We start from the raw sequence: 23,883 nt of genomic DNA, 5'->3' as shown, positions 1-23,883 counted from the left end.
GGAAATTAAATGGCAAAAATACAAGTTATATTAACACAAGATGTAGCAGGACAAGGGAGAAAAGGAGATCTTATAACTGTATCTGATGGATATGCTCACAACTTTATTATAAAAAATAAAAAGGGAATTATAGCAACTCCTGAAGAATTAAAGAAAATAGAAAATCAAAAGAAAAGAGAAGAGAAAAAATTACAAGAGGAAAAAGTTAAATCTCTTGAACTAAAAAAAGTTTTAGAAGCTAAAAAAGTAGAAATTGGTGTAAAAACTGGAGATAATGGAAAACTATTTGGAGCAATTACAAATAAAGAGGTATCTGCAGCTATAAAACAAACATTTGGAGTAGAGATAGACAGAAAAAAAATTGAGTGTAATATTAAAAGTTTAGGAGAACATGTAGCAGTTGTTAAACTTCATACTGAAGTAAAAGCAGAAGTAAAAATTGTTGCAAAATCTCTATAGTAGTTTAAAAATAAGGAGAAAAAAATGCAGGAAATTGAAAATTTGAGGAAAATTCCCAGTAGTATCGAAGCTGAGAGAGCCGTTCTAGGAGGAATCTTTTTAAAAGAAGATGCCTTTGCAGATATAATAGAGATACTTTCTCCTAATGATTTCTACAAAAATGCTCATAGATTAATATATGAAGCTATGAGAGAGATATATAATTCAGGGGAAAAAATCGACCCTATAGTAGTAATGAACCAATTAAAAAAAGAGGAAAAATTTGAAGAGATTGGTGGAGATCAGGTGTTTTATGACATTATTGAAGAAGTTCCTACTGCTGCAAATATAGTAGCCTATGCTAAAATAATAAAAGAGAAAGCTACTTTAAGAAGATTGGGAGATGTTGGAACTAAGATAGTTGAGATGGCATATGAAGGGTATGATGAAGTTGAAACTATTTTAGATAGAGCAGAGGGAATGATCTTTAAGATCTCTGAGAATAATGATTCAAAAGATATTGTAAAGATAAGAGATGCAATGGCTGAAGAGTTTTTAAGACTTGAAAAAGTGTATGCTAATAAGGGAACAACTATTGGTATATCTTCAGGTTTTGCAGATTTTGATCAGATGACAAGTGGATTTCAACCTTCAGATTTGATAATATTAGCAGCAAGACCAGCAATGGGAAAGACAGCCTTTGCACTGAACTTAGCTCTTAATGCTGCTGTAAAAAGTAACAAAGCAGTTTTACTTTTTAGTTTGGAGATGTCTAGTTCTCAGTTGTTACAAAGACTTTTAGCAGTGGAAGCAGGTATAGGACTTCAAAAAATAAAAACAGGTTTCTTAGCTCCAGAAGATTGGGGAAGATTGGGAATTGCCAGTGGAAGATTAGCACAAACTGAGATAAATATTGCAGATACCCCTAATGTTGGAGTATTGGAAATAAGAGCTTATGCTAGAAGGTTAAAAGCAGCAGGTAAGTTAGATATGATTTTAATAGATTATCTTCAACTTATCAAGGGAAGCAGTGGAAAAAATGAGAATAGACAGCAAGAGATCTCAGATATTTCAAGATCATTAAAGGGAATAGCAAGGGAATTAGATGTACCAATAATTGCACTATCTCAATTGTCTCGTGCTACTGAACAGAGAGCTGATAGAAGACCTATGCTATCAGATTTAAGAGAATCTGGAGCAATAGAGCAAGATGCTGACATGGTAATGTTTTTATATAGAGATGATTATTACAATGAAGAAACAGAGGAAAAAGGAATTACAGAGGTAATTATAGGTAAGCATAGAAATGGACCTACAGGAACAGTTAAATTGAGATTCTTCCATGAGCTTACAAAATTTGAAAATTATACAAATAAAATTGATTAATATTAAGAAAGGAATGGTAAAGTGAAAAAAGTTGAATTATTAGCTCCAGTTGGAAATATGGAAAAGTTTAAAATGGCAATACACTATGGAGCTGATGCAGTATTTTTAGGTGGAAAAATGTTCAATCTGAGAGCTGGAAGTAGTAACTTCTCAGATGAAGAGTTAATAGAGGCAGTAAATTATGCACACAATTTAGGAAAGAAAGTTTATGTAACTTTAAATATAATTCCTCACAACAATGAGTTAGAATTATTACCAGACTATGTTAAATTCTTAGAAAAAATTGGAGTAGATGGAGTAATAGTTGCTGACTTAGGAGTATTCCAAATAGTTAAAGAGAATACAAATCTTCGTATAAGTGTAAGTACACAAGCAAGTAATACAAACTGGCGTTCAGTAAAAATGTGGAAAGATCTAGGAGCAAAGAGAGTTGTACTAGCTAGAGAGATCTCTTTAGAAAATATAGCAGAGATAAGAGCTAAAGTTCCTGATATTGAATTAGAAGTATTTATCCATGGTGCTATGTGCATGTCAATTTCAGGAAGATGTCTATTGAGTAACTATATGACTGGAAGAGATGCAAATAGAGGAGATTGTGCTCAATCTTGTAGATGGAAATACTCTTTAGTAGAGGAAACTAGACCTGGAGAGTATATGCCTGTATTTGAAGATGATCATGGAACATATATTTTCAACTCAAAAGATCTATGTACAATAGAGTTTATTGATAAGATTTTAGATATCGGAGTAGATTCTTTAAAAATAGAAGGAAGAATGAAAGGTATTTACTATGTTGCTAACTGTGTAAAAGTATATAGAGATGCTATTGATAGCTACTATTCAGGAAATTATAAATATAATCCTAAGTGGTTAGAGGAGCTAGAATCAGTTTCACATAGATCATATACAAATGGATTCTATATGGGAAGACCAGGAGTAGATGGACAAAACTATAATGATAGAAACTCTTATAGCCAATCACATCAATTAGTTGCTAAAGTAGAGAAAAAACTTCCAAATAATGAGTATATTTTAGCTATTAGAAATAGACTTCTTGTTGGAGAAAAACTTGAAGTAGTTAGTCCTGGAATAAATGTTAGAGAGATAACTTTACCAGAGATGACTCTTATGAATAGAGATAAGGAAGTTGAAAAGGTAGAAGCTGCAAATCCAAATTCATTTGTAAAAATTAAGTTAGATGAAGAGCTAAATGAATTAGATATGTTAAGAAAAAGAATTTAAGTTGCTTAAAACTGGGTAGATTTAATTATTTACTCAGTTTTTTTATTTGGAGAAAAATATACAACTAAGTTTTTATATAAAATTTATATGTATCTACTCAGTTGTGTAAAGTCTACAAAAGATTATCTAGTTCAAAGTTCAATTTTTATAATACTAGGTTATCTTTTAAAGATTAATTTTCAAAACTTATATTTTTAATATCAACTAACCTTCATACTAAAGAATAAAGAATCCCTAAGCTTATTACGTTGAAAATGCAAAACTCGACTTCGTCTCAAACACGTTGCATTTTCTTAACTTCATTTCGCTGAGGGATTCTAATATTCTCTAGTGAATTACGGCTTTAGTTGATATTGGGATAAAATTTTGATTTTTATATATTTTATATGTAATAGGTGAGTAGTTACATTTATATAAAAAAGGAGAATTATAAATAAACTCTCCTGTTTTGGGCTAAATTTAGTTTTGAAAAATAAAAATATTAAGGTATTATTTTTTTAGCCATAGATATTCATTTCTAGGTCTTCCAACTTTTCCATAAACTATTTTCAAATCTATCATCCCTATTTTAATTAAATAATTCATATATTTATTGATAGTTTGAGTTGATAATCCTGTTATTTCTGAAATAGTTTCTATAGTAACATATTCTTTTAATTTTTTCATTTTCTCTTCAATTAAAGAAATAGTATTGTTATTTATCCCCTTTTGATATTCACGAAACTCCTCATTTTTAATATTTTCTTTTTTAGATAATAAGGTGTTTTGTTTACTCATATGAACTTTTACTCTAGAATAGAGATCAAGGACTTTAATTGGCTTTATAGCAAAATCATCTGCACCAGCTAAAAAAAACTCTTCAGCTATGTTTTCCATACCTTCTATTGTTAAAGCTATGATAGGAACATTTTCATCTATCTGTCTAATAAGTTTTACTCCCATAATGCCATTTATATAAGGCATGTGATAATCAATAATTATTATATCTAATTTTTTTGTGCTTACAATTTTAAGCGCTTCATCCATAGCTGGAGCTGTGTATACTTCCCAATCTTTCATTAGAAAAAATTCTGAAATAGCAAAAAGAATATCTTTAGAATCATCTATTATTAAAATTTTATTTTTCATTTTTACTTCTCCCCTCTCATAACGATGTAAACTCCTACTCCACCAGTTTTTCTATTTTTTATATATATTTTACAATTATGTTCCTCCATTACAGCTCTTACAAAGTTAAGTCCCATTCCACTTGAATTTTTTTTAGAGAATCCTTTATTAAAAGCATTTTTTAACTCTTCATTATTCATTCCTCTACCATTATCCTCTATTTTAATTAAAAGAAATTTATTATAATCTTTTATAGTTAAAAAAATTCTACTTGCAGATGCTTCATAGGAGTTAATGATAATATTTGTAATTGCTCTTGAAAAAACAATTTTATTAACTCTAACTTTTTTTTCAATACAGTAGCTTTTATATTCAATACACTCTATACACTTATGAGTAGAGAGATATGAAAGTATAAAAGTAAAAACTTTATTTATATCTATAGGATTTTTTCTAGTATCTCGTAGAATCTCTGATACCATTATATTACATCTCTCTAGAGATTTTTCAATTCTCCTATAATAATCTATTTTTTTCTCATTTTCTTCCTGCATCTCTAATATTTCAATAAGTGTGCCTATTGAGAAAAGTGGAGTTTTTAAATCATGTACTAGATATTGAATCTCTTTAAAATAACGATTTTCTATTTCTTGAATTTTTAATTCTGACATTGTTTTAGATATATTTTTTTCGTTTTCATATATCTCTTTTTCTCTTTCGTGATCAAAAAATATTAAAAGTAAAGAGATAGAAAAAATAAAGAAAAGAACAAAAAATAAGATTCCTATTAAATTAAGTATTTTTTCAGCCTCCATAAGAAGAGCTACTGATTTTAAATCTAAGAATAATTCTCCTGTATTTTTATAGTCAAGCACAGAAAAATATTGTGTAATATCTAGAAACTGTATACCAATAAAAACTAAAAGTAGAATAAAATTTCTTTTAAAAAGATTAATCTTTTTAAATTTTTGATTAGAATGAAAAGCTAAATATGTCATTTCAAGTATTGCAACTTTTCCAAAATAATAATCCATATCAAAGTATATTTTATATATGATAAAATAGATTGCTTGAATTAAAAGCAGACCAAAAAAGATTTTTAAATACATATTTGGTTTCTGCTTAATTTTTATTTCTATAGAATCCATTAAAAGAAAAACTGAAAAAAATATAGGAAATACTTGAAGAGTATTTTGTAAAATTATTCTAAAAGCAGCATATAATAAAAATTCTTTATCCCATAAATCAATAGCTTTTTCAATATATTCATAAATTGCAAAATTTTTATACAACAGGAAATTAGGAATGATAATACTGATTATTACCATAGATATACCTAATATTAGTTCAGTTTTATGAATTTTATATTGAATATTATTTTCTATAGTTTGCATTTTATCCCCTCAAGTATTATTTTAATATATGATAAAAATTTTTAAAAGTATAATAAAATTTATTATTTTTATATTTTTAATTGTTTTTTATATTTATAAAAATAATAATATATATGTTTAGAAATTATTATTTTAACTTAATAATACCACATTTTTATTGAATTTTATAGTAAAAAAATAGCAGAAAGGAAAAAGAGAAAAAAGAGAAAAAAAAGAAAAAAGATAAATAAGAGTATAAACTTTACTTTTTACAGTATTAAAATATAATATATAATAAGAAAATAAACTTTTATTAACTAAAATAAAACATAAAAATGGAGGGGATATGATGGTATTAAAAAATATGATTAAATCAGGAACAATAGTTATGACATTGTTTACTAGTATTTTTACATTTTCTCATGCAGCTACACCAGAGAATCTTTATGGAAGATGGGCAGATGGAAAAAATGGAGTAGTAGCAGCAGCTAGTCCAGAAGCTTCAAAAATTGGAGTAGAGATAATGAAAAAAGGTGGTAATGCTGTGGATGCAGCTGTAGCTACAGCTTTTGCTATCAGTGTATTTGAACCTAATGCTTCAGGAATTGGAGGAGGAGGGTTTATGCTTATCAGAATGGCTAAAACTGGTAAGACAGTAGTAATAGATTATAGAGAAAAAGCACCTTCTAAAGCTACTCCAGATATGTTTGTATTAGATGAAAATGGAAAAGTAGTAAATAATGAGATTGTTGAAGGAGGAAAAGCTTCAGGTGTTCCAGGAACTGTAGCAGGACTTCTTACAGCACTTGAAAAATATGGAACAATGAAAAGAGCAGATGTTATGGCTCCAGCTATAAAATATGCTGAAGAAGGAATAACAGTATCTAAAAACTTAGAAACAATAATTCAAGATAACTATGAAAAATTAGCAAAATTTGAGGCAGCAGGAGAAGTTTATTTAAAAGATGGACTTCCTTATGAAGCTGGAGATAAACTTGTTAATAAAGATTTAGCTAAAACTCTTAAAAAAATAGCTAAAGAAGGAAAAAAAGGATTCTATGAAGGAGAAATAGCTAATAAAATTGCAGCAGAAGTTCAAAAACAAGGTGGACTTATGACTGCTGAAGATATTAAAAATTATTCTATAGAAGAGAGAGAACCAGTGGAAGGAACATATAGAGGATATACTATTATCTCTTGTCCACCAGCAAGTTCAGGTGGAACTCACATAGTACAACTTTTAAATATGATGGAAAACTATGATCTTAAATCATTAGGAGATAATACTCCTGAAAGTTGGCATGTATGGGCAGAAAGCATGAAACAAGTATTTGCTGATAGAGCTGAATATATGGGAGATACAGCTTATGTAAAAGTTCCATTAAAAGGACTTACTTCAAAAGAGTATGCTAAAGATCTAGTTAAGAAAATAGATCTTGAAAAGGCAGGAAAAGATATTAAAGTTGGGGATCCTAGCAAATATGAAAGTGGAAGTACGACTCACTTCTCTGTAATGGATAAAGAAGGAAATATGGTTGCAGTTACTCAAACAATTAACTATTTCTTTGGATCAGGTGTTTTAGTTCCAGGAACAGGAATTATGATGAACAATGAAATGGATGACTTTGTACCTCAAAAAAATATGAAAAACTCTATTGAAGGTGGAAAGAGACCACTTAGCAGTATGTCACCAACATTAGTACTAGATCCAGATAATAGACCATTTATGACAGTTGGATCACCAGGTGCTACAAGAATTATACCAGCAGTTGCTCTTACAATAAGTAATGTAATAGACCATGGAATGTCTATGCAAGAAGCTATCAGTGCTCCTAGAATAGCTCAATTCCAATCAGGAAGTTTAAATCTTGAAGGAAGAGTATCTCATGAATCTTATAACAAATTAAAAGAAATGGGACATGAAATAAATATGAGAGGAAGTTATGATAACTACTTTGGAGGAGTTCAAGGTATATTAATGGATTATGATACAAAGACTCTTCATGGTGGAGCAGACCCAAGAAGAGATGGACAGGCAGCATCATTCTAATTATGTGATTAACATCTGCTTCTAGTTATTAGAGGCAGATGATCAAATAAAGCAAATTGGGAGGAAAGTATGAAAAGCATGAAAAAAAGATTATTTTTTGCCAGTGTAATAGCTACATTAGCACTATCATTGACAGCTTGTAGTACTGTTCAAGCAAATAAAGTTTCAAATGGAGTTTCAGCTTCTCAACAAATTGAAGATTGGAAACCTTATGATGAAAAAGGTGAAATGATAAGAGGAGATCGTGGAGGAATTGGAAAAGTAGGGGTTGTTTCTACTGGAAAATTTGAAGCTAGTAAAATAGGTAGAGAAATTTTAAGAAAAGGTGGAAATGCTATAGATGCAGCAGTTGCATCAGGATTTGCTTTAAGTGTTTGTGAACCTAACTCTTCAGGACTTGGAGGAGGAGGATTCATGATGATTAGAATAGCTAAAACAGGAGAAACAATCTTTATTGACTTTAGAGAAAGAGCTCCTAAAAATGCAACTCCAGAAATGTGGAAAACTGATAAAGATGGAAAAGTTATAGGAAATAAAAAAGTTGAAGGTGGAAAAGCAGCAGGTATACCTGGGGAGGTAGCGGGATTACTTTATGCACTTGAAAAATATGGAACAATGTCAAGAGAAGAGGTAATGAGACCAGCTGTAAATCTTGCAAAAAATGGATTTATAGTTACACCTACTTTATCAGCTGATATGAAAAACCAATTTGATATGATGGAAAAATATCCTGAAACAGGAAAAGTATTCTTAACTGAAGATGGATTTCCATATGAAGTTGGAGATAAATTTGTCAATGAAGATATGGCAAAAACTCTTGAAATTATAATTGAAAAGGGAAGAGATGGTTTCTATAAAGGAGAGGTAGCAGAAGCTATAGTAAATTCATTAAATAAATATGATGGATTATTTACTTTAGAAGATTTAGCAAACTATCAACCAATTATAAGAAAACCTGTATCTGGAACATATAGAGGATATGAAATAATTTCATCACCTTCACCAAGTTCAGGAGGGGCAATAGTTATAGAGATACTTAATATTCTTGAAAATTTCAATGTTGGGGAATTAGATGTTAACTCACCAGAATATTTACATTTATTCTCAGAAGCTTATAAATTAGCTTATGCTGATAGAGCTAAATATATGGGAGATAGTGATTACATTCCTGTTCCAATGAAAGGATTTACATCTAAAGCTTATGCTAAAGAAATTGCTAAATATATAGATATGAATAAAGCAAAACCTAGTATTGCACATGATCCTTGGCAATATGAATCAGAAGATACTACTCACTATTCAATAGCAGATAGTGAAGGAAATATGGTTGCAATTACAAAAACTGTAAATGGACTATTTGGAAATAGTGTAGTAGCAGATGGATATGGATTTGTTTTAAATAATGAAATGGATGACTTTGTAACAGGAGCAGGACATCCAAACTCAGTAGCACCAGGAAAAACTCCATTAAGCTCAATGTCACCAACTATTGTATTAAAAGATGGTAAACCATTTATGGTATTAGGATCACCAGGGGCAACAAAAATTATAAGTACTGTATCTCAAGTAATAAGTAGAGTTATAGATCATAATATGGGAATGCAAGAAGCTATTGATGCTCCTAGATTATATGATAACACTTCTGATACTATCAATGTTGAAACAAGAGTTTCAGATGAAACAGTTAAAAAATTACAAGAAATGGGACATAAAGTAAATGTTACATCTGATTGGGATAGAGGAATGGGATCAGTTCAAGGTGTAATGTATAAAGAAGATGGTACATTAGAAGGTGGAGCAGATCCAAGAAGAGATGGAAAAGCTTTAGGATTCTAAAAATAATAAATTTAATTTAAAATACAGGAGGAAGTTACAATGAAAAAATTATTAGCAATAACAACATTTTTATTAACAGCAGCAGCTGCAATGGCAGCAGATTTTGAAAAACCAATTACACTTACATCAATAGGGCAAAGTGCAGATGTTCAAATGGTAAAAGCTCTATTGAAAAAAGCTAAAATAGATGCAAATTTTGATAAATCAGTTACTAAAGAGGGATTAAAAGATGAAAAAACACTTATTTTAGCAATAGGAGGAAGTTCTAAAGGACTTGGAGCAGCAGGAATAAAAGTTGAAGATGAATTAGAGAGAACAGAAGCTCTTATAAAAGGTGCTAAAGAAAAAGGTATAAAAATTATAGGAATGCATATTGGTGGAGCAGCAAGAAGAGGAGAGTTATCAGATAAATTTGTAAATGCAGCAGCTCCATATGCTGATTATCTAATTGTAGTTGAAGAGGGAAATAAAGATGGTGCTTTCACTAAGATAGCAGAGGAAAAAAATATTCCTATGGATACTATTCCAAAAATTACTAATGCAGTTGAACCTTTAACAAAAGCATTTGAATAATTTTATTAGTGGGGCTGTTATTAACAGCCCTATTATTTAAAGGAGGGGAAGAAAATTATGTCACTTGAACTTATATTATTTATAGCTATGGTAGCTGTCTTTGCAATAGCTTGTTTTGCATTGAAGTTACCAGTAAGTATAGCTATGGTTTTATCATCAATAACAGCAACTATAATAGCAGGAAAAGGAATTCCTATTAGACATTTAGTAGAGGGAACTTTTGGATATATAGATACAATACTTGTAATAGCAACAGCTATGGTATTTATGAAGGTTATACAAGAGATAGGAACACTTAATGCATTGAGTGCTTCTATTCTAAAAAAATTCCATAAAACTCCTTGGCTTCTTTTAATACTATTGATGTTTATTTCAATGTTCCCAGGAATGATAACAGGATCATCAACAGCTTCTGTACTTACAGCTGGAAGTATAGTTGCACCAATATTTATGTTAATTGGAATACCTATGGTAGAAACAGCTACTATTATAGCTCTTGGAGGACTTTTTGGTATGATAGCTCCTCCAGTAAACGTACCTGCGATGATAATTGGTGGAGGAATTGACATGCCTTATGTAGGATTTACAATTCCATTACTTTTATTGACAGTACCAGTTGCTATTTTTTCAGTTCTATACTTAGGATTAAAACATGTAAAAAATATTGATTATGATGAGATCAAAAAAGAGATTGACTTTACAGCAATAGATCAATATGGAATAAAACTTTATATTCCTGTAATTGTTGCAATTTTCTTAATGACAATGGACAAGGTAGCTCCTAGTATATTTGGATTAGGAATGCCCCTTATATTTATAATTAGTGCAGTTATTGGAATGTTCTGTGGAAAGAAAATAAACTTCTTTAAAGTATCTAAAGAAGCAGTTAATCAAACTCTTCCAGTAATGGGAATATTAATGGGAGTTGGAATGTTTATTCAAGTTATGACTCTTACAGGAGTTAGAGGATATATCGTTGTAAATAGTTTAAGTTTACCTCAATCGTTAATATATATAGCTATGGCAATAACAATTCCATTATTTGGTGCAGTATCATCATTTGGTGCAGCTTCAGTTCTTGGAGTTCCATTCCTTATGGTATTCTTGTCACAAAACCAAATCATTACAGGTTCAGCTATATCTTTTATAGCTTCACTTGGAGATTTAATGCCACCGACAGCTTTAGCTGGAATATTTGCTGCTCAAGTTGTAGGAATGAAGGACTATACACCAGTATTGAAGAAATCACTTGTCCCTGCTATTGTAATTATTGTATATTCTATAATTATGATTATGTTCTCTAATCAATTAGGATCTATTATATATTAGAATGAGGTGATAAAAGATGATGATGATGTATATATATTTAGCTTTAGTATTATATGTGTTAATAATGGTTGTTTTAAATCTTTTAGAAGAAAAAGATTTAATGAAACAATTGAATGCAGCGTTGGTAATTATTCCTTTGTTATTGAGAATATTAATGATAAAATAAGGGGGAAAGAAAATGAAAGGAAATAAAAAAACAGGAATTGCAATGATTTTTCTTTCTCTAGCTATATCATTTGTAGCAGGAAAGGAATTTTTAAAAATGAGAGAACCTGAACCTATTGTAAAAGGTGAGGGAGTAACTTCAATTCAAAGGTTAAGTGATTATCTTCCAGATTTAAAAGGAACTAGGGGAGATAGTGAAGTTTATGTATTTCAAGGAAAGGAACCTGGAGGAAGTGTTTTAGTTTTAGGAGGAACTCATGGAAATGAACCTTCTGGATATATGTCTGCTATTCTTATGGTGGAAAATCTAAAGGTTGATAAAGGAACTGTATATGTACTTCCAAGAACTAATGGAAGTGGATTGACTCATAATGACCCACAAGAAGGATCACCACAAAGATTTACGATAAAGACTCCTTTTGGAGAAAGATGGTTTAGATATGGATCGAGAGCTACTAACCCACTAGATCAATGGCCAGATCCAGATGTATATATCCATGCTGCTTCAGGACAACAACTTTCTGGAAATGAAACAAGAAATATAAATAGAGCATATCCAGGAAGACCAGATGGAACTTATACAGAAAAAATGGCTTATGCTATTACTGAAATGATAAGAAAAAATGATATTAATATGACAATTGACCTTCATGAAGCTTCACCGGAATATCCAGTAATTAATGCTATTGTATCACATGAGAGAGCTATGCCTATTGCTTCTCAAGTAGTTATGAATATGGAATTTGAAGATATTCAAATAGGATTAGAGCCATCACCAGTATCATTAAGAGGACTTACTCATAGAGAGCTTGGAGATTATACAAATACTTATGCAGTACTTATGGAATCTGCTAATGCTGCTCAAGGAAGACTTCGTGGAAGAACAGATGAGGCTTTAGTATTGACAGGAAAAGACCCAAGATATGTTGAAGCTCAAAAACTAGGAAGATTATTTGTCCCATATGATGAAAATGGACATCCATTAGAAGAGAGAGTTGGAAGACATTTAACTGGAATTTCTCAACTTGTTCTAGTAATGGGGGAAAACGAACCTGAAAAAGAGATTGTTATGGAAGGAATTCCTAGCTATGCTGACTTATTAGAAAATGGAATTGGATTCTATTTAAAAGAAGTTAAATAATAAAAATTTTTCTTATGGAGAAAATTATGAAAAAAGCTTTGTTCTTATTGATGTGTATTTCTATAAATTGCTTTGCTTCTAAAAAAATTGAACTTTCAGAGATTGAATATTATTTGTTAGGAGAGGGAAAACCTACTATAATGGTTGTAGGAGGGATACATGGAGATGAAATCTCTGGTATTGAACTAACAGATGAGTTAAATGATATAAGATTATCAAATGGAAGTTTAGTTTTGCTCCCTAGAGCTAATAGAGAAGCTGTAAAAAATGGCAATAGAACAGAATATTACATGGAAGATTTGAACAGAGCTTTTTTTTATCCAAAAGATGAAAAAACTTCTAAAATCACTTATGAAATAATAAGTGTGATAGAAAGATATAAACCAAATATAATTTTAGACTTTCATGAATCCTATTATAATTATGATGAGAGTAAAGATCCAAGATTTTATATTGGAAATACGATAATATTTCAAGAAGAGAGTAGCGAAAAATATAGTGAGCTTATTTTTGAATTGATAGATATTGGGTTTGTCCCATTGACAGATGCACCAAAAGGAAGCTTAAATAGAGAGATATCTAAAAGATTAAATATTCCTGTAATAACAATAGAAGTTTCTAAAGAAGATGATATAATAAAAAGAAAGGAAAAGTGTAAATCTGTTTTTAACAAAACATTGAAATATTTTGAAATGGAGTAAGCCTATGGAAATAATAATTATTATACTATGTCTATTTTGTATATTTTATCTATTTTTTGAAAAGAGAAGATCAGAGTGTCAAAGAGAAACATTTAAATACTTAATTCATGTAAATGGAATTAGAGGTAAATCAACTGTTTCCCGTTTAATAGATGCAGGTGTAAGAGCTGGAGGGTATAAAGTTTTTACTAAAATAACAGGGACTTCTCCTAGAATAATAGACACTTTTAATGTTGAAAGAGAGATAAATAGAAAGGGAAAGGCAAATATCAAAGAACAGATAAAAACTATAAATTGGGCGTATAGAGAGGGAGCAGAGGTATTGATAACAGAGTGTATGGCTGTAAAACCTGAGTATCAATATATATGTGAAAATAAAATACTTCATGCAGATATTAATATTATTACCAATGTTAGAGAGGATCATTTAGATGAGATGGGAAAGAGTTTAGATGAGATAGCTAGTTCTTTAGCTAATACTATTCCAACTAATGGTGCAATCTTTACAAGTGATGAAAAGTATTTTGATTTTTTTAAGAGAGAAGCTATTAAAAAAAATTCAAAAGTTTTTATTAATAGAGAGGAAAAAGAGGAGTATTGGGAGATAGATTTTCCAAGTAATGTTGCTTTAGCTTTAGAGGTGTGTAAATATATAGGAATAGATGAAAAAAAAGCTTTAGAAGGCATGAAAAACTACCATAGAGATCCAGGAGTATTAAAAGTTTTACTTTATAAAAATAGAGAAAATAAGATTTATTTTATCAATGCAATGGCAGCCAATGATCCTAATTCTACAGAGATAATAATAGATAGACTTTCAAAAAAGGATTATTGGAATAATAAAAGATATCTCTTAGTAAATAATCGTGGAGATAGAGTGAGTAGATGGGAACAATATATAAGTTTTGTAAAAAAGATTGATAAAAAATTTGATAAAATACTAATTTCTGGAGAGAATAGGGAACTTTTCAAAAAGTATTTACTTAAAGAGAAAATAGCTAAAGAAAAAATAGAAATAGTTGGAAATGCAAGTGATTTTGATAGTATTGAAAAAGATATATTGATTTTAGCTGTAGGAAACATCTGTGGAAATGGGAAAAAAATAGTAGATTATTTTGAAGAGATGGGAGAGGTTGTAGATGGTTAATGAAGTGATAATACTAGGGATAATTTTAAGCATAATCTTTTATGAAATAACTGAAATTTCTCCAGGAGGATTGATTGTACCAGCTTATATAGCATTTTATTTAGATAATCCTCAAAGGGTAGTCATAACTATTTTAGCAGGTATTTTGACATTTTTAATTGTTAAATTTATTTCAAACCATGCTATAGTCTATGGAAGAAGAAAATTTGCTCTATATATAATGATAAGTTTTATTATAAGGGTAGTTTTAAAATATTTTAATATTTATATTGTAAATGAATATGAGCTTTTTATCCTAGGAGGAAGTATTATAGGTGTTATAATTCCAGGAATTATTGCCCAAGAGATAGATAGACATGGAATGATAAGAACTATCTCTTCTCTTTTGATTCTTTCTATTTTTATAAAATCTATCATAGAACTTTTTTATAGCACAGGTGGTTTATCATGAATAAGAAGAAAGATACTATTATTCTATTAATTTTAGCTGTTTTATTTATTTTTATTCAATACAATTTAAAACCTAAAGGGATAAAAATAAAAACAGAGTATTATAATGAGATGGTAAGTGCTGCTAAAAAGATGAAATATATGTCAGAGGAGATAAAAGCCGAACGTCTTCGTAGAAATATCCCTATTGACAAAGAGTTAGATAAAAATGAAACAGGATTGATAGGCTTAGAATGGAGTAGTTTAACAACTACTTTAGGAAGTTTAGAAAGTAAGAGAACAAGTTGTGATCCAGATTTTGCAGCTCTTTTAGTAAAATTATTTAAAGAAAATGGTTTGAAAAAAGGAGATGTAATAGCAGCTAATTTATCAAGTTCATTTCCAGCTTTAAATTTAGCTTTTATTAGTGCAGCTGATACATTAGAATTAAAAACAGTGATTATAACCTCTATTGGAGCTTCTACTTACGGAGGAAATATTGAAGAGTTTAATTATTTAGATATGGAAAATTATCTCTATTCAAAAAATATTATAGTGAATAAAACTCAAGCTTGGTCATTAGGTGGAGTTGGAGATATTGGTAGAGAATTTGATGATGATATAATTGAAAACTTAAAATATAGGAATAATTTATATGGTTTAGATTTTATTTATGAAGAGGAGTTGAAAAAAAATTTAGATAAAAGATATAATTATTACAAAGAAAAAGGAGAAAATAAGATAAAAGCATTTATTAATATTGGTGGAAATCTCCTATCTCTTGGTGGAAGTGTGGATATTATAACAAATGAAAAGATCTTGTTAGATAAAAATACTAATATGAAAAATGGATTAGTAGGATTGTTTTTAAAGAAAGATATACCAGTATACTATCTTTTAAATTTAAAAAGTATAACTTCTTATTATAAAATGCAATTTGATCCAGATAAATTTGAAAATATAGGAGAGTCAAATATATATTTTAAAAGTAATTATGAAATATGGAATTGGGCAATTGTTATATTATTTTTAATTTTTATTGCATATAAGGGATTTAGTCCTCATATAAAAAAATAATTTTATAAAAAAGAGACTAAACTAAATTATTTAGAATAGTCTCTTTTAAATTATTTACTTATTAAAATTACTGAAGATTTAGGAGCTGCTTTATAAAAAGCATCTGAAATTAATTTTCCATCTTCTAAGAAATTTTCACTATCATCTTTAGAGGTATCAACGAAAAGATGCCATTTTTTACCATCTAACTTAGGTAATTCAAAGTTTAATTCCCCATGATAAGAGTTTAAAATAATATAGAATGTAGTATTACTATTTGAATCATATAAAGAAAAGGCAATACTTAAAGAATAGTAAGAAAAGTCAGGACAATTAAGTTTTACTCCATGAATTCCTACTCCTTTATTTTTATTATCTTCTAACTCAAGATAATCTCTATTTCTAAATATGTTATATTTTTTTCTGAATTTTATCATATTTTTAGTAAATTCTGTAATATCGTTAAACTCTTTTCCTCTTTCCCAATCTACCCAAGTAGAACGATTATTTTGGCAATAAGCATTATTATTTCCAAGTTGTGTTCTACCCATTTCATCTCCCATTAAGATCATAGGAACACCTTGAGAGATAAAGAGAATTAGCAACATATTTTTTAATTGTTGTTTTCTAATAGCATTAATATTTTTATCTTCAGTTTCACCTTCAGCACCATTATTGTATGAGTTATTGTGGTTTTCTCCATCTTGATTATTTTCACCATTGTTTAAATTATGTTTATTGTTATAGCTAACAAGATCCCACATAGTAAAACCATCATGACAAGTTATAAAGTTTATATTGCTATAAGGGGTTCTATCATTTCTTTTAAATATATCTGGACTTCCAAAAATTCTTTTTAAAAGTTCAGTAACTTGACCAAATTCCCCTTTAATAAACTTTCTTACAACATCTCTATATTTACCATTCCATTCACTCCAACCAGCTGGCATATCTCCAACATAGTATCCACCTAAGTCCCAACTTTCAGAAATTAATTTACAATGAGATAAAATAGGATCTTGTACTAATTCATTTAATAGAGAGTTTTCTCCAAGCCAATGTCCCTCTTCATTTCTACCTAGAATAGATGCCAAATCAAATCTAAAACCATCTACTCCCATTTCTAAATACCAGTATCTTAAAGAAGATACTATCATATCTTTAACAACTTTATTATTTGTATTTATAGTATTTCCACAACCAGAATAATTCATAAATTGTACATTGCTATTTTCTAACATATAAAAAGTATTCAAATCCATAGCCTTAAAATTATAGAATTTACCACCTTTACCACCTTCAGCAGTATGGTTGTAAACAACATCTAAAATTACTTCTATCCCATTTTTATGCAGTTCTTTTATTAACTCTTTAAATTCTACAATCTCACTATGTGAATCAAGTTTTTGATTTTTAGAAAACTTTTTAGTTAAAACAAAAAAACCAATAGGGTTATATCCCCAAATATTTTTTAATTTAGCTCCATTATTAACACCTATATTTCCAGTAAAATCATCCCATTCATATACAGGTAAAAATTCAACAGCTGTAACTCCTAAATCTTTTAAATAAGGAATTTTTTCTAAAAATCCAGAGTATGTTCCAGGAAATTCAACCATTGAGTTAAAATTTTGAGTAAATAGTTTAATGTGAGCTTCATAAATAATTGTATCTTGCATAGGAATTTCTAAATGCTTTTCTTTTTCATGTGAAAGTTTAATAGCTATACTTTTTCTGTTAGAATAGTTTTTGTTGTTAGTATAAGAAAGTGCATAAGGATCTAAAATTTCAGGGTAATCATCAATTTTCCAAGTATATAAAGTGCCTTCAGATCCGTTTTGTAAAAAGACATGCCAAATATCTCCTGTTTTATTAATCGATGGGTCTAAAACTATTTTTTCTTTGGGAAGTAAATCTGAACCAGACTTATAAATATTTAAAACCACCTTTTTTTTATTTTTAGCAAATATTGCAAAATTAATTCCGTTACTCTCAACTGTAGCCCCTAACTTAGGAACACCTGCTTCCCAATTATACATATAATCTCCTTCTCCAATTTATTTATCTTGAAAATATTATATAATTTCTATAAAAAAAAGTCAATTTTATAAACTAAAATGACTTTAAAAACGAATATTTAGGTTATAATAGAAAAAAGAATAATAGAGAGGTGAAAAATGAAAAGAAAAGCTTTTATTGTCTTAATATTTATATTATCATTTGCAATAAGTTTTAGTTTAGAGGAGTATCAAAAAATTATATTGAAGGGAGTAAATGTAGAAAGAGAAAAAAATAATTTGAAACCTTTAAAAATAGATAATCGTTTAAATAAAATTGCAATAGTTAAGGCAAAGGATATGGCTAGAGAGAAAAAAATGTCACATACAAGTAAAAAATTTGGAGTTACCTTTAATTTGATAAAAAAAGAGGGAATTTTTTATACTAAGGCAGCTGAAAATATAGCTTCTGGACATAAAACTCCTGAGTTTGTAACAGAGAGATGGCTTAAATCTAAAGGACATCGTAAAAATATCTTAGAAAGAGATTATAGATTTATAGGGATAGGAAAAGCGACTGATAATAATGGAAAAATATACTGGGTTCAAATTTTTGCTAATTAGAAGATAAAAATAAAACCCCTCTATCTTAATTAAATAAGAGTGAGGGGTTAAGAAAAAAGTTTATAATTCTTTATTGGCGGAAGCGTGTAGGAATCGAACCTACCAACGATTTTCATCGCCATACAGTTTTGAAGACTGCTGAAAACACCAGTTCCCATCCACTTCCATTAAGATAATTTTTCTATCTCTTTTTTTAAACCTGATTTTTTTATCAGATAAAGTTCCATTTCATTATTATATAGTATTTTTTTTATTTTTTCAATATCTTTTAAATCTGCTCTTATAGAGAGTCCACAACTTGCTTTTATTTGTGAAGGTAATGGGATTATTCTACAATCAACACCAGCTTCCTTTAATAGTTTTTCATTTTTTATAACAAGGTGTGTTGAGTCAGCAGCTAAAAGTAAAAACTCTTCTTTTTTTATCATGGTTTTATTACCCTTTTAGCATTAAGTTGTCTCTCAACTATTGTATACATATTTGTGATATTTCCTACTTTTATCTGTTCAGTTACACCATAGAAATTAGCACAAGTACCACAAGAAAGAATTTCAACTCCATAAGCCTCAAGATTTTTTAAATCATTGAAGTTTTCAGAAGATTCAATAGCTAATTTAACTCCCTCATTATAGAAAATAATAGTTTTAGGTAGATTTTCCATTTCAGAAAGAGTATAGATAAATCCTTTCATTAGAATTTTACCAAGTTCAGGATCTCCTTTTCCCATAAAAAGAGAGTCTATAACTACAACTGTATTTTCCTTTTCATCAAACTCTTGTAAATCTTCTTTTATCTTATTAATTACTATTTTGAATATATCTCCTGTTTCAGCAACAGTATAATCATATCCCATCTCTCTTGACATTTTTTGTAAGTTTTCCAATGAAATTTTATTATCAACAGAAACCTCTACTTGCCCCTCTTCAATCTCTTTAAGGGCATTTTTTGTCATTATAATAGGGATAGGGCAAGTTTGTCCAATAGCATTTACTTTAATCATTAAAACCATCTCCTTTTGAAAGTAATATTCTATAGTTATCAATTCTTTTTGTGATCTTTTCTTCATCAAATTTCTCTAATAGTAAAAGAGAAGTTTTTCTATTGCTATTTAAGAGCTTTGAAAAATCTCCTAAAGTTATTTTTTGATTTTTTTGCAGATATGATATTAAAATCTTTTTAGCTTCTAAGAAAAAACCTTTTAATATATATGTTTCCTCTCCAAGATAAATAATAAAATTATTATCTGCCATAAATTGATGAACGGTTTTAAATTCCTCTAAGTTACTAAAATTTTCAGCAACTCTATTTATATTTTCTGGTTTAAATCCTAAAATTTTGTAAATAGAGAAAATTTGATCTTTTAATTTTTTCTCCTCTTTATTTAATTTAGGTTGAAACTCTAAAAGTGATATAAAATTTTTCTCTATCTTTATAAGATTTTCTTCAATTAGTAATTTAAGAAAGTTTTGATAAAGATTACTTGAAATATCTTTAAAATATCTGCTTTTTATTTCAGCAATATTTATACCTAAAGATAACCTATTTTTTTCATGGTATATTTTTAAATCCTCTAAAATTCTATTTTTTAAAGTAGTTAAATTATCAGCATGTATATAATAATTTTCATCTACTTTTATAATGTTTTCTATATTTAAAGGTGAAATTATTTTTTCTCCTAAAAGTAGAGATATTTTTTCAATAGTTAAGAATAACTCATCGCTATTTTTTACTATACTCTCTATCTGTTCATCTTTTTTATTGGAATTTAGACTTTTTAAATTCTCTAAGTAGTTACAATCTTTTCTTTTAACTTTTTTACCTAGAGGATTTAATATCTCTATTCCACCAATAGTGATAACTGGTGAAAAATTTCTTATTAGACCTCTATCTCCTTTATTACAAACTAAAGGTTTTTCAAGTTCAATTTGAATAAAGGCAGTTTCATTTGGTAAGACAATATCACTACCAAAAATTTTAATTCTTCCAATAACTTCTGTAGTTCCAATATTTAGGTGAATTCTTTGATTATTTTTTAGTGAATTACTATTTGGAAGAAGAAAAAAATTACAATCTATTCTATCGGAGATAAAAAGAGAATCTTTTTCAGCAAGAATATTACCTCTATGTATCTCTTTTGCATCTACTCCATTTATGTTTAAAGCACAACGATTTCCAGCCTCAAGAGTTGTAACTTTATTATTATGATTTTCAATTCCCTTTACAACTACTTCTTTCATTTGAGGATAGAGCATCAATCTATCACCAAGAGTTATAGCAGAGTTTTTTGATGTTCCAGTAACAACTGTTCCAAACCCTTTAACAGAGAAAACTCTATCTATATCCAATCTAAATTTCCTATTTTTATATAAATCTATCTTAATATTTTTAATCTCTTGGGACAAGATATTTTTTAGATTTTCAAAGGAGCTAGGATCTTTAAAACTTACCTCAATAATTTGTGAATTTTCTAAAAAACTACCTTTGAGAAATTCTGCTACCTCTTTTTTTAAATTGATTAATCTCTCTTGATCTATTAAATCTCTTTTAGTAAGAACTACAATTCCATTTTTTACCCCAAGAATAGAAGCGATATTTAGATGTTCAATAGTTTGTGGCATAATTCCATCATCACAAGCAATAGTAAGAATAACATAATCTATGCTAGAAGTTCCAGCAGCCATATTTTTTATAAATTTTTCATGTCCTGGAACATCAATTATTCCCACTCTATTGTTGCCAAGTTGAAGATAAGAAAAACCTATATCAATAGTTAAACCACGTTTTTTTTCTTCTGGAAGAGTATCTGTATTTTTTCCTGTGAGAAATTCAACAAGAGTAGTTTTACCGTGATCAATATGTCCAGCAGTTCCTATTATAATATCTCTCATAATATTATTTTCTCTGCCTCTTCTACAATATATTGAAACTCCTCTTCTCTAATAGTTTTTAGATCGAGAATAAACATATTCTCTTTTGTTCTGCCGATTATAGGAATATCACATTTTCTAAATCTTTCTTCTAAAGAGTGAATATCACTTTTAAAAGCAACACCATAACTTCTAATTTTTTCGTCTGGCATAGCTCCACCACCAACTAAAGCTTCTGTTTTAATTACTCTTGTTTCAATCCCTTTTTCTTTTAATAGATCTCTTAATTTCTCAGCTCTTATATTAGTTTTTTCAGGTTTTTCAGTTAACATTTTTAAAACAGGAATTTCATTTATAGCTTTTTTTTCATCTAAGTAATATCTAAAAATCTCTTCCATTACAGTAATGCTCATTTTATCAACTCTAAAAGCTCGAGTGAAAGGATTTTTCTTTAATCTTTCAATTAACTCTTTTTTTCCTACAATAATTCCACATTGAGCTCCACCTAGCATCTTATCTCCACTAAAAGTAACTATATCTATACCAGATTTTAAGCTTTCTTGAACTGTTGGCTCTTTGCTTAAACCATATTTTTCATAGTCAATAAGAACTCCACTACCAATATCATCAATAGTAATGATACTGTTTTCTTTTCCAAGTTGAGCTATCTCATTTTTACTTACTGAATCAGTAAAACCAATTATCTTATAATTAGAGGTATGAACTTTTAAAAGAACTCCTGTATCTTCTTCAATGGCTCTTTCGTAATCTCTAATATTTGTTTTATTTGTAGTTCCTACCTCTTTTAAAATAGTTCCTGACAGCTCCATAATCTCTGGGATTCTAAATGAACCACCTATCTCTACTAACTCTCCTCTAGAAACAATAGTTTTTTTATTTTTAGCAAACTCACTTAAACATAAAATTACAGCTGCAGCATTATTATTTACAAGCATAGCTCCTTCAGCTCCTGTAACCTTGCAGACAATCTCTTCTAAAAGTTGATATCTGCTTCCTCTGCCACCAGTTGCTAGATCAAATTCAAGATTAGAGTAACCAGTGACTATTTTTTTCAGTTTTTCAGCTACTCTTTCACTAAAAATAGCTCTACCTAAATTTGTGTGTAAAATAACTCCAGTACCATTTATAACATTTTTAAATTTTCTCTCTTCATTTTTTTTAGCTAATAATATGATTTCGTATATAATTTCCTCTTCTGTAAAACTATTGATCTCATTGTTCTTTATTTTATTTCTAAAAGTATCTATTCCAGTAGTTACTATTTCATAAAAACTATTGTAATCTAAATTAAGACTAAGATCTTTTAATAAGGCATTATTCATAAGAATATCAACTTTTGGCAGTTGCCTAAAAAGTTCATTTTTCATTTTTTACCTCACAATAATAAATTTTTTCTCTTTTTCTACAACACTTCCTATAATTACAGCATCAACATTAGCTGAAGAAAACTCTCTCATCAAATCACTGACATATTGAGCAGGGATTGAAAATAGAAGTCCTCCTGAAGTTTGAGGATCAAAAAGAATCTCTTGTAACCATAGAGGGACATTTTGAAAATCTACATTGTTACCTACAAAATTTCTATTTTTCTGTCCTCCAGTAGTAATAAGAAAATCTTGTGCATACCCCTTAGCCTCTTCAATAAAAGGAATAAAATCTTTTTCAAATATCAAAGTTTTATTTGAATTTGATGCCATTTCATAGGCGTGTCCTAGGAAACCAAATCCTGTAATATCTGTACAAGCAGTAACAGGATATTTGATAATTATCTCTCCAGCATATTTATTTAAAGTAGTCATATTTTTTATAGATGTATTTATGGCATTTTCACTTGCTAATCCTACTTTAGATGCAGTAGTTACAATACCAGTACCAAGTTTTTTAGTACAGATGAGTATATCACCATTTTGGCAACCATGATTTTTTAAAATTTTATCAGGATGAGCTATACCAGTTACAGAAAGTCCATACTTAATCTCTGGATCGTGAATAGAGTGTCCACCACTTAAGACAGCTCCAGCTTCAGCTACTTTTTCAGCTCCTCCTCTTAAAACTTCTCCTAAAATATTGATATCCATTTTTTCTGGAAAACAAACGATGTTCATAGCTGTTTTAGGAGTTCCTCCCATAGCATAAACATCACTTAAAGAGTTTGCAGCAGCTATCTGTCCGAAAATATATGGATCATCAACCATAGGAGTAAAGAAGTCCAATGTTTGTATCATTGCTATTTCATCAGTTAATTTATATACAGCAGCATCATCAGACTTATCAAAACCTACAATCAGATTTTTATCTTCCACACTTGGAAGAGTAGATAAAACATCACTAAGAACCTCCGGTCCTATTTTGCTTGCTCAACCACCAATTGAACATCTATCTAAATATAGTTTTTCTTTCA

The 23,883-nt window shown here is 29.0% G+C and carries 22 protein-coding genes and 1 tRNA gene; 14 read left to right on the top strand and 9 right to left on the bottom strand.

What is annotated here, in order from left to right:
• Nucleotides 1-9 precede the first annotated feature (9 nt).
• The 3 genes from rplI to I6E31_03300 are packed head-to-tail and all read left to right on the top strand — an operon-like array spanning nt 10 to nt 3,066.
• Entirely contained in the window at nt 10-459 is a 450-nt protein-coding gene (gene rplI / locus I6E31_03310; GenBank protein MCF2638999.1) for a 50S ribosomal protein L9, read from the top strand.
• A 24-nt stretch (nt 460-483) separates the two neighbouring features.
• The gene (dnaB, locus tag I6E31_03305; protein MCF2638998.1) at nt 484-1,824 is read left to right on the top strand and encodes a replicative DNA helicase; all 1,341 of its coding nucleotides are present in this window, start codon (nt 484-486) and stop codon (nt 1,822-1,824) included.
• A 21-nt stretch (nt 1,825-1,845) separates the two neighbouring features.
• Nucleotides 1,846-3,066: a U32 family peptidase gene (locus I6E31_03300; protein MCF2638997.1), complete on the top strand. Its 1,221-nt coding sequence runs from the start codon at nt 1,846-1,848 to the stop codon at nt 3,064-3,066.
• Between the two features lie 489 nt (nt 3,067-3,555).
• Here I6E31_03300 and I6E31_03295 read toward each other — a convergent pair whose 3' ends face one another.
• Nucleotides 3,556-4,194, bottom strand: a complete 639-nt coding sequence (locus I6E31_03295; protein MCF2638996.1) for a response regulator — start codon at nt 4,192-4,194, stop codon at nt 3,556-3,558.
• Between the two features lie 2 nt (nt 4,195-4,196).
• The gene (locus I6E31_03290; protein MCF2638995.1) at nt 4,197-5,567 is read right to left on the bottom strand and encodes a HAMP domain-containing histidine kinase; all 1,371 of its coding nucleotides are present in this window, start codon (nt 5,565-5,567) and stop codon (nt 4,197-4,199) included.
• 325 nt (nt 5,568-5,892) lie between these two features.
• On the opposite strand from I6E31_03290, the gene ggt (I6E31_03285) reads away from it, so the two are divergent.
• The 10 genes from ggt (I6E31_03285) to pgsW all read left to right on the top strand — a co-directional run bounded on the left by ggt (I6E31_03285) (nt 5,893) and on the right by pgsW (nt 15,994).
• Nucleotides 5,893-7,596 (top strand): gamma-glutamyltransferase, encoded by a 1,704-nt coding sequence (ggt, locus tag I6E31_03285; protein ID MCF2638994.1) that lies wholly within the window; start codon nt 5,893-5,895, stop codon nt 7,594-7,596.
• A 78-nt stretch (nt 7,597-7,674) separates the two neighbouring features.
• Entirely contained in the window at nt 7,675-9,432 is a 1,758-nt protein-coding gene (ggt, locus tag I6E31_03280; protein MCF2638993.1) for a gamma-glutamyltransferase, read from the top strand.
• A 39-nt stretch (nt 9,433-9,471) separates the two neighbouring features.
• The gene (locus tag I6E31_03275) at nt 9,472-10,005 is read left to right on the top strand and encodes a hypothetical protein (protein ID MCF2638992.1); all 534 of its coding nucleotides are present in this window, start codon (nt 9,472-9,474) and stop codon (nt 10,003-10,005) included.
• Nucleotides 10,006-10,062: 57 nt separating this feature from the next.
• Nucleotides 10,063-11,334: a TRAP transporter large permease subunit gene (locus I6E31_03270; protein MCF2638991.1), complete on the top strand. Its 1,272-nt coding sequence runs from the start codon at nt 10,063-10,065 to the stop codon at nt 11,332-11,334.
• 16 nt (nt 11,335-11,350) lie between these two features.
• Nucleotides 11,351-11,500 (top strand): hypothetical protein, encoded by a 150-nt coding sequence (locus I6E31_03265; GenBank protein MCF2638990.1) that lies wholly within the window; start codon nt 11,351-11,353, stop codon nt 11,498-11,500.
• Nucleotides 11,501-11,512: 12 nt separating this feature from the next.
• The gene (locus tag I6E31_03260) at nt 11,513-12,640 is read left to right on the top strand and encodes a succinylglutamate desuccinylase (GenBank protein ID MCF2638989.1); all 1,128 of its coding nucleotides are present in this window, start codon (nt 11,513-11,515) and stop codon (nt 12,638-12,640) included.
• Between the two features lie 23 nt (nt 12,641-12,663).
• The gene (locus tag I6E31_03255; protein MCF2638988.1) at nt 12,664-13,341 is read left to right on the top strand and encodes a succinylglutamate desuccinylase/aspartoacylase family protein; all 678 of its coding nucleotides are present in this window, start codon (nt 12,664-12,666) and stop codon (nt 13,339-13,341) included.
• 4 nt (nt 13,342-13,345) lie between these two features.
• Nucleotides 13,346-14,488 carry a poly-gamma-glutamate synthase PgsB gene (pgsB, locus tag I6E31_03250; GenBank protein ID MCF2638987.1) on the top strand — a complete coding sequence of 381 codons (1,143 nt, stop codon included), beginning with the start codon at nt 13,346-13,348 and terminating at the stop codon, nt 14,486-14,488.
• The gene (pgsC, locus tag I6E31_03245) at nt 14,481-14,939 is read left to right on the top strand and encodes a poly-gamma-glutamate biosynthesis protein PgsC (GenBank protein MCF2638986.1); all 459 of its coding nucleotides are present in this window, start codon (nt 14,481-14,483) and stop codon (nt 14,937-14,939) included. Before pgsB ends, pgsC begins: the two co-directional genes overlap by 8 nt.
• Nucleotides 14,936-15,994, top strand: a complete 1,059-nt coding sequence (gene pgsW, locus I6E31_03240; GenBank protein MCF2638985.1) for a poly-gamma-glutamate system protein — start codon at nt 14,936-14,938, stop codon at nt 15,992-15,994. The genes pgsC and pgsW overlap by 4 nt, the downstream gene beginning before the upstream one ends.
• A 50-nt stretch (nt 15,995-16,044) precedes the next feature.
• Here the strand turns inward: pgsW and I6E31_03235 are convergent, their stop codons facing one another.
• The gene (locus I6E31_03235; GenBank protein MCF2638984.1) at nt 16,045-18,012 is read right to left on the bottom strand and encodes a glycogen-debranching protein; all 1,968 of its coding nucleotides are present in this window, start codon (nt 18,010-18,012) and stop codon (nt 16,045-16,047) included.
• 138 nt (nt 18,013-18,150) lie between these two features.
• Here I6E31_03235 and I6E31_03230 point away from each other — a divergent pair, with 138 nt between their 5' ends.
• Nucleotides 18,151-18,594 (top strand): hypothetical protein, encoded by a 444-nt coding sequence (locus tag I6E31_03230; protein MCF2638983.1) that lies wholly within the window; start codon nt 18,151-18,153, stop codon nt 18,592-18,594.
• Between the two features lie 74 nt (nt 18,595-18,668).
• Here I6E31_03230 and I6E31_03225 read toward each other — a convergent pair.
• The 6 genes from I6E31_03225 to selD all read right to left on the bottom strand — a co-directional run bounded on the left by I6E31_03225 (nt 18,669) and on the right by selD (nt 23,830).
• Nucleotides 18,669-18,760: transfer RNA gene (locus I6E31_03225), tRNA-Sec, on the bottom strand.
• A gap of 1 nt (nt 18,761) precedes the next feature.
• A complete protein-coding gene (locus tag I6E31_03220) occupies nt 18,762-19,022 on the bottom strand; it encodes a DUF3343 domain-containing protein (GenBank protein ID MCF2638982.1) in 261 nt (86 codons plus the stop codon).
• A complete protein-coding gene (gene yedF / locus I6E31_03215; GenBank protein ID MCF2638981.1) occupies nt 19,019-19,594 on the bottom strand; it encodes a sulfurtransferase-like selenium metabolism protein YedF in 576 nt (191 codons plus the stop codon). The genes I6E31_03220 and yedF overlap by 4 nt, the downstream gene beginning before the upstream one ends.
• On the bottom strand, nt 19,587-21,482 hold the full coding sequence (gene selB, locus I6E31_03210; protein MCF2638980.1) for a selenocysteine-specific translation elongation factor: 1,896 nt from the start codon (nt 21,480-21,482) through the stop codon (nt 19,587-19,589). Before selB ends, yedF begins: the two co-directional genes overlap by 8 nt.
• Entirely contained in the window at nt 21,479-22,849 is a 1,371-nt protein-coding gene (locus I6E31_03205) for an L-seryl-tRNA(Sec) selenium transferase (GenBank protein ID MCF2638979.1), read from the bottom strand. The genes selB and I6E31_03205 overlap by 4 nt, the downstream gene beginning before the upstream one ends.
• A gap of 3 nt (nt 22,850-22,852) precedes the next feature.
• A complete protein-coding gene (gene selD, locus I6E31_03200; GenBank protein MCF2638978.1) occupies nt 22,853-23,830 on the bottom strand; it encodes a selenide, water dikinase SelD in 978 nt (325 codons plus the stop codon).
• Nucleotides 23,831-23,883: the final 53 nt, after the last annotated feature.

The organism is Fusobacterium varium (genome assembly GCA_021531615.1).
GTDB lineage: Bacteria > Fusobacteriota > Fusobacteriia > Fusobacteriales > Fusobacteriaceae > Fusobacterium_A > Fusobacterium_A varium_C.
This window is presented reverse-complemented; position numbering and strand designations above follow the sequence as displayed.